Origin of the sequence: Francisella sp. 19S2-4 (genome assembly GCF_036281795.1) — a bacterium.
In the GTDB taxonomy this organism is placed as follows: Bacteria; Pseudomonadota; Gammaproteobacteria; order Francisellales; family Francisellaceae; genus Francisella.
The window spans coordinates 1-12,116 of the sequence record NZ_JAWUZH010000057.1; the positions used below are offsets into that span (position 1 = coordinate 1).

Here is a 12,116-nt window from a genome sequence, read left to right on the forward strand (position 1 = left end):
GGTATTCCTAGAGGCCATTTTTACTTGTTTTTGAAGGAATGTGAGTGGAGATTTAATCACAGTGATTCTAAGGAACAACTAAAGCTAATTAGACACTGGGTTAGAGAGAGTTTAAAGTGAGCTTATCTAGGACAGCCTCAAAACTTAAATTAAATATATTCCCATGCACTCTTATCTGCAAAAATAGCATGTAGCAGCTTATTATTAAGAGTATGCCCTGACTTAAAGCAATTAAAGTGACCTAAAATATAACCTCCAACATAGAAGTCGCCAATAGCATCTAAAAGCTTATGTCTAACAAACTCATCACTATAACGTAATCCACCTTCATTAAGAACTCCTTCATTACTAATGCCTACAGCATTATCTAAAGATGCTCCCTTAGCAAGATTATTTTGGTGAAGATAGGCAAGCTGTTCATAGAAGCCAAATGTTCTAGCCTTTGATACCATTTTTATATACTCATCAAGATTATATTCAAATATAATATGATTATTTGTCGCTGCAATTACAGGATGATCCCACTGTATTTTAAACTCATATGTAAGAGTATCGCTAGGTAGTACTTCAGCAAACTTATCTTCATGTTCAACCCTAATAGGCTTTAAAATTTTGATTCCCTTTCTATTTTCATCCTGACCTACTACACCAGCTTCTTTTAAAAGCTGAGTAAACTCATAAGAGCTACCATCCATAACAGGAAGCTCAGGAGCATTGACTTCAACAAGCGCATTATCTACTTCAAACATAGCAAAAGCTGACATCAAGTGTTCTATTGTTGATACCGCTAAGTTTTGATCTCCTTCTTTTGTTAAAAGAGTACACATAACAGCTTCTTTTATATTAAAAGGAGTTACCTTAATATCAACTGCAGGATTTAAGTCTGCTCTACGAAATACTATTCCTGTATTCGCATCTGCTGGCTTAATCGTCATAGAAACATCTACACCAGAATGTAAGCCAATACCTGTTACAGAAAACTCATTTGCTATTGTTTTTTGTTTCATCCTCAACCTCTTTTAATTATAAATATAAATTTGCTTATTATAAAAAATTTATCTAGAACTCATTATCCTAAACTCATTCAGTATATCTCATTAATATTATATTTATCGTAAGATACTGAAATAAGTTCAATGCAATAATTTATATAATAAGTTATTTATATATAAAAATACTAATATTTAAATTATATATATCAAAAAACTATATTGATATAGAACAAGCTAAGATTTTAGATCATTGTATATATATTTGATTATTTGATTTATTAAAATTAAAAGAGAAAAACTTATAAAGGCTATCTTCTTCTTAAGAAGCTAGGGATATCTGATTTATCAGCTGAGCCAAAGTCAGATTTTGATGTCTCATTAGAACCTGAAACTTCAGACTCATTTCTCACAAAAGGAGTGCTTGGCTTATTCGAAAAGCTTGATCCTTGGCTAGAAGAAACAGGTTTTTTCTCAATACCAAAACCTTTTTTCATAGCGACTTTTTCTATACCAGTAACAACAACTGTTACATTCATAGAATCAGACATATCTGGATCAATAACAGTACCAGCTATCACGATTGCTTCATCAGAAATGAAAGATCTAATAACTTCACCAACTTCTTCAAACTCACCAATAGACATATCCATACCAGCTGTAATGTTTACAATTACACCTTTAGCACCATCTAGGTTGATATCTTCTAAAAGAGGACTTGAAATAGCCGCTTCAGCAGCTTCTCTTGCTCTATTTTCACCAGTTGCTTGACCCATACCCATCATAGCTAGACCCATATCAGTCATCACAGCTCTAACATCCGCAAAGTCAACGTTGATTAGTCCTGGCTTAGTGATTAACTCAGAAACACCTTTTACTGCATTTCCTAATACATCATTAGCAGCATTAAAAGCATCTAATAAAGAAGCTCCTTTACCAAGTACACTTAGAAGCTTTTCATTTGGCACAGTAATTATAGAATCCACATGTTGAGTTAGTTCTTCTATACCTTGTTCAGCAGCTTTCATTCTTCTAGGACCTTCAAATGGGAAAGGTTTTGTTACTACAGCAACTGTAAGGATACCCATTTCTTTTGCAACTTCTGCAACAACAGGAGCACCACCAGTACCTGTTCCACCACCCATACCAGCAGTGATGAAAACCATATCAGCACCTTCTAGTAGCTGCTCTATCTTTGCTCTATCTTCTGTAGCTGCTCTTTTACCAACTTCAGGATTCGCACCAGCACCCAATCCTTTAGTAAGATTAGTACCAATTTGTAAAACATTTTGAACTTTTGACTTTGATAATGCTTGACCATCTGTATTTAAGGCAAAAAACTCAACGTCAGCAACATCTTCACACATATGTTGTACAGCGTTACCGCCACCGCCACCAACACCAACAACTTTAATTATGGCACTAGAAACCATTGAATCATTAAAATCAAACATATTTATACTCCTTTACTTTAGATTTTTCCTAACCTTTTTATATCTTAAAAATTATTTGAAAACCACCCTTTTACAGATGACATTATCTTTTTCTTAGACTTCCCAGTATCTTCATCAATTTCTAGCATATCTTCATCAACATTTTGTTCAGATCCTACTTGAGAATTCTCAGAAGCATATTTTAACAAGCCGACAACTGTTGAGTAAGAAGGATTATGTACCACTTCATTTGCTCCGCTGACTTCAATTGGACCGCCCACTCTTACAGGTAGCTTAAACATGTCTTCTGCAAGTCTAGCAAGACCTTTTAATTTTGCTCCACCACCAGTAAAAACTATTCCTGATGAAATTACTTCAAGCAATCGATTTTGATCTAGTTCTCTATATAAAGATTCAAATATTTCTTCAACTCTTGCTTCTATAACCAATGATAAATCTTGTAGTGATATCCTTTTTTTAGCATTCCCTAAAGAATTCGGAATATCTATTTTTTCATCAGGATTCTTAAGATACTTACTAGCAGCATAACCATATTGTAACTTTAAGCTCTCTGCTGCCTCTATAGGAAGTCTAAATACTTTTGATATATCTGAAGAGATGCTGCTTCCACCTGTTGTAATGCTAGATGTATAACAAATTCCACCATCCGAGAATACAGAAAAACTCGTTGAATCGGCCCCAATATTTACTAAGCAAACTCCCATCTCTTTTTCATTCTCTGTAAGAGTAGCACTACTTGCTGCTAAATGCTCAACTACTAAACTAGTTATTTTATAACCACAATTTGATACACATTTTCTAACATTCTGTAGTAAACGTGAAGAGGCAACTATAATATGTACATTAGACTCTAGCCTTACAGCAAACATTCCTATTGGCTCTGTAACACCAGCTTGGCCATCAACAACATAGTCTCTTTGTAAAACATGTAACATTTCAGTATCAGCAGACATCGGCACAGCTTTTGCCGTTTTTATTGCCATTGCAAGGTCATCCATGCTAACTTCGCCATTATCTACTGCCGCTAAACCATAAGAGTTAAAACCACTTATACTTGGTGCGCTTATTCCTAAAGTAACTTCTTTAACATCAATACCAGCTATACTCTTAGCTTCATCTAAAGCTGCATTTAATGTTTCCATCGCCATTTCAAGGTTAATCACAGAACCTTGCTTTATACCTTTAGATCTTTTCTGGCTAACCCCCAGTATTTTTATACTATTATTTTCTGCAAGTTGGCCAATCGCAACAGTCACCTTATGAGACCCCAGGTCAACAGCACAAAAATTATTATTCCCAAAACTCATTTATTTAGCCCCAATTTTTAAGACAGATATTTTTTATTCAGTATACACTTATATTACATTATAAGCTTATAATTATAGAAAACCAATAGCATAAATACTTTTCTACCTATACTTTACAGCAAAACCATCACTGTAGCGCATATCGAAATATTCTGCTGACTGATAATCTTTTACTTTTTGATATGAATTAAAAAATAATTCTAATCTTGAACGTAGTTTTTTTGACCCAAGAATAACTTTTATATTATTATCAAAAAGTAAGCTAAACTGATTCCCTTGATAATAAATTTTAACTATTTTTGTATTATTTTGCTTAGCAATATTATTTAATTCTTGATAAACCTGATATACATAATCTTGGCTATCATCATCATTACTTTCTATATAAGGGAGTTCACCATCATAACTAAAAACTTGCGGAGTAATAATGTCCATATTATCTAATAAAATTTTATTATTATTCCAATAAGCAATAGGTTTATGATCATATAAGTATATAACTAATGTAGATGGCCATACTTTTTTCACTAAAGTATAATCAACTCCTTTAAATGATTGAAAATATTTCTCTATGCTCTCAGTGTTAACATCAAACCACTCTTTACTACTAAGCTTATCAACTTTATTTATTAAATCCTGTTTTGAAACATAAACTAAACCATCATTAGAAACCACATCAACTCTTGAGATTGTCTTATCAGTTTTACTGACAACATATATTGCGATGCTAAGCAATATTAATAGTATCAAACCTAATATTAAAAGTTTACGTACAGCACTAATCATCTTGCCTGTTCTATTATTAATTTAACAAAACTATCAAAATCAATACCTTCAACTGCTGCAGATTTAGGTGAAAGACTATTTGCTGTCATTCCTGGCGAAGAGTTTATTTCCATAACATAAAACTCACCCTGATCATAAATAAAATCAACTCTAGCATGTCCTTTACAATCTAGTAAGTCATAAGCTCTCTTAGCTAATTGACGTACTTCTAATTCTTTTTCATGACATAATCCACTTGGACAATGATATGTTGATTTACCACTATATTTTGACTCATAATCATAAAATTCATTTAATGGTTCAATCCATATTGATGAAAAGACCTGATCATTAACTATAGCTACCGTTATCTCTTTACCTGTAACCCATTGTTCAACCATTACTTCGCCATACTTAGAAGCCTCTTCATAAGCAGGTTTTAACTCATCAATATTTTTAACTTTAAATGTAGCAATACTTGAACCTCCACTGATTGGTTTAACAGCCACAGGAAAGCTAATCTCATCAGAACTAACCAATCTACTAGTAAGAATTTTTGCCATTGGTGTTGGCATACGGTGATGCATCCATATTTCTTTTGAAATCATTTTGTCCATTGTTATAACACAAGACTTCATACTTGAGCCGGTATGCTTAATACCTAGCATCTCTAATAATGCCGAAACTCTACCATTCTCACCATCTTCGCCATGTAAAGCAACAAAACATTTGGTAGGGTTTATTTCTAATAGCTTAACAACAAGCTCTTTTGAACTAGCATCTAAACCAACAGCATCATAACCTTGACGCACTAATGAATCCAAGACAGCTTTTCCAGAACTTAGAGACACTTCTCTTTCAGGAGACTCTCCACCATACAAAACAACTATTTTTTCTTTGCTCATAAATTCACTTTCTTCTTTCTTTGAAAAACTTTCTTAAAAGCTCTCCACATTGTTGATTCATAACACCATTAATTATTTCAAAATTATGGTTAAAATTTTTACATTGATGAAGCTTCTGTATCGATGTAACACCAACCCGAGTATCATCACAAGCATAAATCAATTTAGTGACTCTTGCTTGAACTAAAGCACCAAAACACATTATACATGGCTCTAAAGTAACATACAATTTTGTATTAACTAATCTATAATTATTCAAAAGCTTTGTAGCTTCCCTTATAGCTAGTATCTCAGCATGCGCTGTAGGATCATTTAATGTTATAGTTTGATTATATGATTGAGCTAGTATTTCATTATTCTGATCTACAACTACTGCCCCTATAGGAACCTCTCCAGCATCATAAGCTAAAAGAGCTTGTTCATAAGCTTTTTGCATAAAAAAAATATGTTTGCCAAAATCTCCCAACATAAAATATTTTATATTTTCCTTGAACAATAGATATCTCTTAGATAATATTACACATTACAAAATTGTTTGCTAGCGCTTTTTATAAAAGCCAGTGGGTGCTTGCAAACCATGTTAAACCAACCACACTGGAAATGGAAATAATAAAATGTCAGAAAATTTCAAAGAACTATTTGAACAATCTCTAAAACAAACAGAGATGAGAATAGGTAAAATCATCGAAGCAACTGTTGTTAGTATAGATAAAGAATTTGCAATGATTGATGCTGGTCTTAAATCAGAATCTTTCATACCTGTAGCTTCTTTAAAAAATAATGATGGTGAACTAGAAGTAGCTGTTGGTGATAAAATCAACGTTGTTCTAGAAGCTCTAGATAATAGCTGCGGCGAAACTAGACTATCAAGAGACAAAGCTAAGAAAATTGAGCTTTGGGATAGAATCGAAAATGCTTTTGAGAACAATGAAACTGTCCTTGGTAGAATCACTAATCATGTACGTGGTGGATATACTATGGATGTAGAAGGTCTTAGAGCTTTCTTACCTGGTTCATTAGTTGATACTAGACCTATCAAAGATGTAGCACATTTAGAAGATAAAGATATCGAATTAAAAGTTGTTAAGATTGATACTAAGAGAAACAACATCGTTGTTTCTAGAAAAGCAGTTATCGAAGAAAGCAACTCTGGTGATAGAGATGCTATGCTAGAAAAAATTGCTGAAGGTTCTGTGCTTAAAGGTATCGTTAAAAACATCACTGACTTCGGTGCATTTATCGATCTTGGTGGCGTTGATGGTCTATTACACATTACAGATATTTCTTGGAGCAGAATCAGCCACCCTACAGATGTTCTATCTATAGGTCAAGAAATCGATGTTAAAGTAATTAAGTTTGATAAAGATAAGCAAAGAATATCTCTTGGCATTAAGCAACTTGGTGAAGATCCTTGGTTAAATATTGCTAATGAACTTCCAGTAGGTGCTAAGCTAATGGGTACAGTAACTAACATCACGGATTACGGTTGTTTTGTTAAGCTTAAAGAAGGTATTGAAGGTTTAGTTCATACATCTGAAATGGATTGGACTAACAAAAACATCAACCCACATAAAGCTGTATCAATTGGTCAAGAAGTAGAAGTTATCGTACTTGAGCTAGATGCTGACAAGCATAGAATCTCTCTTGGTATTAAGCAATGTAGACCAAATCCTTGGAGTGAGTTTGATAAAAACTACAAAACAGGCGATAAAGTTACTGGTAAAATCAGATCGATCACTGAGTTTGGTGTATTCATCGGTCTTGAAGGTGGTATAGATGGTCTTGTACATATTTCAGATGTTTCTTGGGATAACCCAGCTAAAGCGATTAAAGAGCTTAAGAAAGGTGATGAAGTAGAAGCTATACTAGTTTCTGTTAACACTGATCTTGAAAGAATCGCTCTTAGCATGAAGCAACTTTCTGAAGATCCATTCAAGAACTTCATCAATACTCATCCAAAAGGCTCTTTAGTAAAAGGTAAAGTAACTAAAGTACAAGAGAATGGTGCTGTTGTTATGCTTGATGAAGACAATAATATTGATGGTTTCATCAGAATTGCTGAAGTATCAGTTGATCATACAAAAGATGTTCGTGATGAATTAAGCGAAGGTCAAGAAGTAGAAGCTAGAATAATCAATATCGATGCTAAGAAAAGAAGCATAGCTCTTTCTATCAAAGCAGTTGATGAAGATAATACTTCTGCTAGCAAATCTAACTACAAAGTAGAACAAATGACTCCTACTACTCTTGGTGATCTTATTAAAGAACAACTAAGCAAGAAGTAAGAATCTAAATCTTAAATCACTTTCTTAAATCCAAGAACCTATAAGTTATTTTTAGCTTATAGGTTTTTTTATTTCTAAAATATACTAAAATTAGCAGCAACATTAAAATACTCCTCACAAATAAAATGCTTACAAAAGATATACAAGCTATCTATACAGAACTAAGAAATAATCGAGTTGTTAGTATTCCAACAGATACTGTTTATGGCCTTAGCTGTATAATTTCCAAAATTGCTATTGATAAAGTTATAAATCTAAAAAAAAGAGACTCTAGTAAGGGATTTATAATAATATCTCATAACTACAAACATCTTTTAAAATATGCCGATATTTCAAAATTAACTAAAGAACAAATTAAAAAAATCTCTACAAAACAAGAGACTCCAACCACATGGATTGTTCCTGGTAAGAATAGTATACAATGGCTAACAGGAGGTAAACCCACTATTGCCATACGTTTGGTAGATACCAATGTAGTTAAAGACATATGCTCAAATATTGATGATGCTATTATATCAACAAGCGCAAACATTTCTGGACAGGATTTTATTAATAATCCTGAAAACATAAATAAGACATTTTCTAATATCCATGTCCTAAAAACTCAAGCAAAAGCATCGCAACCTTCTAAAATTATTGATATAATTACAGGCCAAAGAATAAGATAGCCTCAAGGTTATTTATAATTTGATAAATTACTTAAAATGTAATAGCATTATTTTGGTAAGCTATTTATGAGTTATAAACTAATAGGTAAGAAAATGGAAAAGATAAGCCACAAAGAAATACAAGATAAACTGTGGAGTAATGAAGATGAAAACAATTTATCTAATGAACAGTACAATGCTCTTTTAATAGAACAGTATAGGATTTATGTTGAATTAACTGATAGAACTAGCTATAGAAGAATTGTTATTAACCTTTTCTTCTTAGTTTTTAATCTAATCTTGGTTGGTATTGTTGCTCTTGCTATTAGTAATAATATTAACGTTGAAAATCCACCGTCTTCAATATTAATCACTATACCATATTTTGCAGGACTTGTTTTTTGTTATGCTTGGTGGAAAATTATTAGATTTTTCAGACATCATATACAAATTAAAAATAGCATTGTTCCTTCATTAGAAAGACGATTACCATCGAGAGTATGGTTAACAGAAGAACATATTGCTGAGGAAAAAGGATCATTTAAACCTATTAGAGTTTTAGAAATATATATGCCTTTTATTTTCATGGGAATATACTCAGCGTTATTTTTATTTATTCAAATAACTTGGCTAAGTCACTAATCTATATAATGTCGTCTTTCAATATTAAAAAGTTTGAAAGTATTGATGCTTCTAATCAATCACAAGTATTTATTGATGCACTAGAGAAATTTAATTATACTAGACAAATTCAAGAACTTAATCAAATAGCAAAAAGTAAAATAAAAGAGTTAGACAAAGCTACTATTTTAGATGCTGGATGTAGCCCAGGATTTGAATCAATTAAAATAGCTCTAGAATTCCCTAACAGTACTTGTAGAGCTGTTGATATAAGTAGTGATTTCTTAGAGAGTGCTAACTCAAAAGCTCAGAGCAGTGCGCCACTAGAAATCTAGAATTCGAAAAAATGGATATACACAACTTAGGCTTTAATGATGATACATTTGATTACTCTCGTGCAGAAAGAGTATTTTTATATTTAGATAATCCACCACAGGCATTAAAAGAACTAAAAAGAGTCACTAAAAACAATGGCTATATATGTTTAATAGAGCCCGACTGGGAAACTAATACAATAAATATAGATAACAAACAACTAGTTAGGAAAATTATCAACTATAATTGCGATAATGATATCCGCAACGGTTGGATAGGAAGACAACTTCCGAAACTACTCAAAAGCTTAAACCTTAACTTTGAAATAGAATCTAGAGTGGTTATATTACCTCAAAATCTAGCATATACCTTTTATGATGATGTAATACCGCTCAAATTATGAAAATAATAACCTCCGAAACAACGAATATTCTTTTCTAAAAAAGAACTTAATGATTTATTTTATACAATATTTTACTTTTTATATCTCTGTAGGGTCATTAAGAATTAGCTTGCATATCTAACTGTTGTTGAGAAATATATTGATCATTATTATACCATATATTATTTAACCAATTTTGAAAGCTTTTCTTATCTTCCTCATTATTAAAATAATCTCCCAAAGGAACTTCTGAAATAGGTATAAAATCAACTTTTACTTTTATATTTTTAGTCTTTCTAATCATAAAATCCCATAAATTCTGTTCAGGATTATCATAGACAATAGTTGTATTTAATATACCAACCATTCTTTCAGATAAGCTTTTTAATATTACTGCTATGCCACCAGCTTTAGGATTAAGTAGGTTTTTAAAATTGCTTTTTTTTGCCTTTTCAAGTGTAAATCTAGTTCCTTCAACAAAATTAACTATTGTTGTAGGTCTTAAAGATAAGCTCTTACAGTATTCAAAAGTTTTGTTTAAATCCTCACCTTTCTTATCAGGATTTGATGCTAAGTATTCTTTAGAATATCTTTTCATTGCTGGGAATTCCAAAGCCCATGCTATCAAGCCCAATACAGGAATAAAAAATACCTGAAACTTCATAAAAAATTTAGGAAATGCTATTTTTTTATGAAAGGCTAACATTAATACAAAAGTATCAAGCCAACTTTTATGATTACATATAATTAAATAAGAGCTATTTCTATCTAAATTAGTATTTTGCTCAAATTCTATCTTTGTTGGTGAAAAAAGTTTTGTAATCAAAATAGCATAACTAACCCACAAGCTCGCACAGTATTGAACGGCCGATGTACAGAAATATTTCACACTTCTGATTGGCACAAATAGCTTAATCAATGAAAAGAAAAATACAGGAATAACAGTAACTACACCACTCGATAAAAAACAAGTCGTAGAGAACAAAGCATAATAAGTATACTTTAAAATTTTAATCATAATACTTTCAAAACTTACTCTTTAGTATTTATAGTATCACTTATACCATCTATTTTAAAAGATCTTCGTAAATATATTCATTAATAATATTTAATTTTAGTTAAACGGCTTAATATCATTATTTGTTCTTATAGAATTTAAGCTATAGCAGTATAAGAATAGTAGAATATTTTTATTAATATTTTTTAAGCTGGGAAATAACACTTAATTTGTTACTTTGATCAACTGAGACTGTTATAGCCCCATTTGTATATGTGTCAAAAATACTTAGGGCTTTCTCATTAAGTTTTTGTAATTCTTCTGGTTTATCTGAAATATAGATAATATAGTCAAGACTCTTACTAATGAATTTCGGAGATAATTTAGTTGATGCAACTATAATATTTGGAGAAACTATTCTGTTGTATAAACTATAAATTTTCTCTTGAGACTTTAGGTCTGTATTATCGAATAACAAAAACTCTCTATTCTCGTACTCTATATCAACAAAACAATCTTTTTCATTTGATAAAAATCTAATATGTAAATTATTAGATGATAAATTATTCTTATAATTACACTTAATTAGTCCTGGAGTATTAGAATCAATATTTGAAATAATTTTTTCTACAGAACCAATTTGTTTAATACCCTCCAAACTTAAGCTCTTTTGACTCCCAGTAACAATTAAGTAGTTGATCTTATTAACTCCTACAACCTTCAAATAAGCTTCTAAAATATTAGTCAAAATATATTCATTATCTAAATTCTTAGCAGATGTATATAAAAAGCTTTGCCCTTCACTTTGAATTAAGATCATTTGGTCTTTATTATCAAAGACATGTAATTCAAATTTTTTATATTTCTTAGATAAATTTTCTACCGGTTGAAAAAATACTAAACACATAACTAATCCAAGCAACCTAACCGACTTAGAAAAAGGGAAAATTAATAAAGTAATTCCAACAAGCACAATTATTAGACTAATTAGTGAAAAATAACTCCAATATTCTACAAGCTGAATATGCTTAGTCAAAAACTCTAAATATACATATAGCAACTTTAAAAAGAATATAGGGATAAACCACAGCTTTATCCCTATAAAAGAAATAATTAAACAAAATAACAGTAATGGTAATATCACAAAACTTACTAATGGAATAGCAACAATATTTGCTAAAATCGAAACTAAAGAGAAACTACCAAAATAATAAACAGAGATAGGGATCAAAAATATTGTTAGATAAATTTGTGGTATAAAAAAATGAGCTAATTTTGACTTATATTGTTGTAGCAACATTGAAATAACAACCAATAATACTACAGCTGAAAAACTAAGCCAGAGACTGGTACTATAAATAGATTCAAAATCTAAAAGACTGTTGAATAAATCTTTCAATTTCTATGAATAGGAATATTTTTGCTATTTTTAGTAAAAACTTAGCCTTA

At 31.1% G+C, this 12,116-nt stretch carries 13 protein-coding genes and 1 pseudogene; 6 read left to right on the top strand and 8 right to left on the bottom strand.

Annotated elements, in window-relative coordinates; all coding sequences use genetic code 11:
• A pseudogene (locus R8535_RS09890) lies at positions 1 to 120 on the top strand (IS1595 family transposase); the annotation flags it as partial.
• 29 nt (positions 121 to 149) lie between these two features.
• Here R8535_RS09890 and lpxC read toward each other — a convergent pair.
• From lpxC to tadA, 6 genes are all read right to left on the bottom strand, one after another.
• Positions 150 to 1,007, bottom strand: coding sequence for a UDP-3-O-acyl-N-acetylglucosamine deacetylase (gene lpxC / locus R8535_RS09895; protein WP_329498842.1), 858 nt, complete (start codon positions 1,005 to 1,007; stop codon positions 150 to 152).
• A gap of 293 nt (positions 1,008 to 1,300) precedes the next feature.
• Complete coding sequence (gene ftsZ / locus R8535_RS09900; RefSeq protein ID WP_329498844.1) at positions 1,301 to 2,443, bottom strand: cell division protein FtsZ; 1,143 nt, start codon at positions 2,441 to 2,443, stop codon at positions 1,301 to 1,303.
• A gap of 44 nt (positions 2,444 to 2,487) precedes the next feature.
• Positions 2,488 to 3,750, bottom strand: a complete 1,263-nt coding sequence (gene ftsA / locus R8535_RS09905) for a cell division protein FtsA (protein WP_329498846.1) — start codon at positions 3,748 to 3,750, stop codon at positions 2,488 to 2,490.
• A 102-nt stretch (positions 3,751 to 3,852) separates the two neighbouring features.
• Positions 3,853 to 4,536, bottom strand: a complete 684-nt coding sequence (locus R8535_RS09910; RefSeq protein WP_329498849.1) for a cell division protein FtsQ/DivIB — start codon at positions 4,534 to 4,536, stop codon at positions 3,853 to 3,855.
• Positions 4,533 to 5,420 carry a D-alanine--D-alanine ligase gene (locus R8535_RS09915; RefSeq protein WP_329498851.1) on the bottom strand — a complete coding sequence of 296 codons (888 nt, stop codon included), beginning with the start codon at positions 5,418 to 5,420 and terminating at the stop codon, positions 4,533 to 4,535. Before R8535_RS09915 ends, R8535_RS09910 begins: the two co-directional genes overlap by 4 nt.
• 4 nt (positions 5,421 to 5,424) lie before the next feature.
• On the bottom strand, positions 5,425 to 5,889 hold the full coding sequence (gene tadA, locus R8535_RS09920) for a tRNA adenosine(34) deaminase TadA (protein WP_329498863.1): 465 nt from the start codon (positions 5,887 to 5,889) through the stop codon (positions 5,425 to 5,427).
• A 145-nt stretch (positions 5,890 to 6,034) separates the two neighbouring features.
• Here tadA and rpsA point away from each other — a divergent pair, with 145 nt between their 5' ends.
• From rpsA to R8535_RS09945, 5 genes are all read left to right on the top strand, one after another.
• On the top strand, positions 6,035 to 7,705 hold the full coding sequence (gene rpsA, locus R8535_RS09925; RefSeq protein WP_329498852.1) for a 30S ribosomal protein S1: 1,671 nt from the start codon (positions 6,035 to 6,037) through the stop codon (positions 7,703 to 7,705).
• Between the two features lie 125 nt (positions 7,706 to 7,830).
• A complete protein-coding gene (locus tag R8535_RS09930; RefSeq protein ID WP_329498853.1) occupies positions 7,831 to 8,373 on the top strand; it encodes an L-threonylcarbamoyladenylate synthase in 543 nt (180 codons plus the stop codon).
• A 93-nt stretch (positions 8,374 to 8,466) separates the two neighbouring features.
• Positions 8,467 to 8,994 carry an intracellular proliferation membrane protein RipA gene (locus tag R8535_RS09935; protein WP_329498865.1) on the top strand — a complete coding sequence of 176 codons (528 nt, stop codon included), beginning with the start codon at positions 8,467 to 8,469 and terminating at the stop codon, positions 8,992 to 8,994.
• An 8-nt stretch (positions 8,995 to 9,002) separates the two neighbouring features.
• Positions 9,003 to 9,308 carry a class I SAM-dependent methyltransferase gene (locus R8535_RS09940; RefSeq protein WP_329498855.1) on the top strand — a complete coding sequence of 102 codons (306 nt, stop codon included), beginning with the start codon at positions 9,003 to 9,005 and terminating at the stop codon, positions 9,306 to 9,308.
• An 11-nt stretch (positions 9,309 to 9,319) separates the two neighbouring features.
• Positions 9,320 to 9,691 (top strand): methyltransferase domain-containing protein, encoded by a 372-nt coding sequence (locus R8535_RS09945; RefSeq protein ID WP_329498857.1) that lies wholly within the window; start codon positions 9,320 to 9,322, stop codon positions 9,689 to 9,691.
• 97 nt (positions 9,692 to 9,788) lie between these two features.
• Here R8535_RS09945 and R8535_RS09950 read toward each other — a convergent pair whose 3' ends face one another.
• Both R8535_RS09950 and R8535_RS09955 read right to left on the bottom strand, forming a co-directional pair.
• The gene (locus R8535_RS09950) at positions 9,789 to 10,688 is read right to left on the bottom strand and encodes an acyltransferase (protein ID WP_329498859.1); all 900 of its coding nucleotides are present in this window, start codon (positions 10,686 to 10,688) and stop codon (positions 9,789 to 9,791) included.
• Between the two features lie 175 nt (positions 10,689 to 10,863).
• A complete protein-coding gene (locus R8535_RS09955) occupies positions 10,864 to 12,066 on the bottom strand; it encodes a ComEC/Rec2 family competence protein (RefSeq protein ID WP_329498861.1) in 1,203 nt (400 codons plus the stop codon).
• Positions 12,067 to 12,116: the final 50 nt, after the last annotated feature.

What these genes read in the sequence shown, in the direction of transcription:
- lpxC (WP_329498842.1), bottom strand. Translation starts at nt 1,007, where the DNA reads ATGAAACAAAAAACAATAGCAAATGAGTTTTCTGTAACAGGTATTGGC.
- ftsZ (WP_329498844.1), bottom strand. Translation starts at nt 2,443, where the DNA reads ATGTTTGATTTTAATGATTCAATGGTTTCTAGTGCCATAATTAAAGTT.
- ftsA (WP_329498846.1), bottom strand. Translation starts at nt 3,750, where the DNA reads ATGAGTTTTGGGAATAATAATTTTTGTGCTGTTGACCTGGGGTCTCAT.
- R8535_RS09910 (WP_329498849.1), bottom strand. Translation starts at nt 4,536, where the DNA reads ATGATTAGTGCTGTACGTAAACTTTTAATATTAGGTTTGATACTATTA.
- R8535_RS09915 (WP_329498851.1), bottom strand. Translation starts at nt 5,420, where the DNA reads ATGAGCAAAGAAAAAATAGTTGTTTTGTATGGTGGAGAGTCTCCTGAA.
- tadA (WP_329498863.1), bottom strand. Translation starts at nt 5,889, where the DNA reads ATGTTGGGAGATTTTGGCAAACATATTTTTTTTATGCAAAAAGCTTAT.
- rpsA (WP_329498852.1), top strand. Translation starts at nt 6,035, where the DNA reads ATGTCAGAAAATTTCAAAGAACTATTTGAACAATCTCTAAAACAAACA.
- R8535_RS09930 (WP_329498853.1), top strand. Translation starts at nt 7,831, where the DNA reads ATGCTTACAAAAGATATACAAGCTATCTATACAGAACTAAGAAATAAT.
- R8535_RS09935 (WP_329498865.1), top strand. Translation starts at nt 8,467, where the DNA reads ATGGAAAAGATAAGCCACAAAGAAATACAAGATAAACTGTGGAGTAAT.
- R8535_RS09940 (WP_329498855.1), top strand. Translation starts at nt 9,003, where the DNA reads ATGTCGTCTTTCAATATTAAAAAGTTTGAAAGTATTGATGCTTCTAAT.
- R8535_RS09945 (WP_329498857.1), top strand. Translation starts at nt 9,320, where the DNA reads ATGGATATACACAACTTAGGCTTTAATGATGATACATTTGATTACTCT.
- R8535_RS09950 (WP_329498859.1), bottom strand. Translation starts at nt 10,688, where the DNA reads ATGATTAAAATTTTAAAGTATACTTATTATGCTTTGTTCTCTACGACT.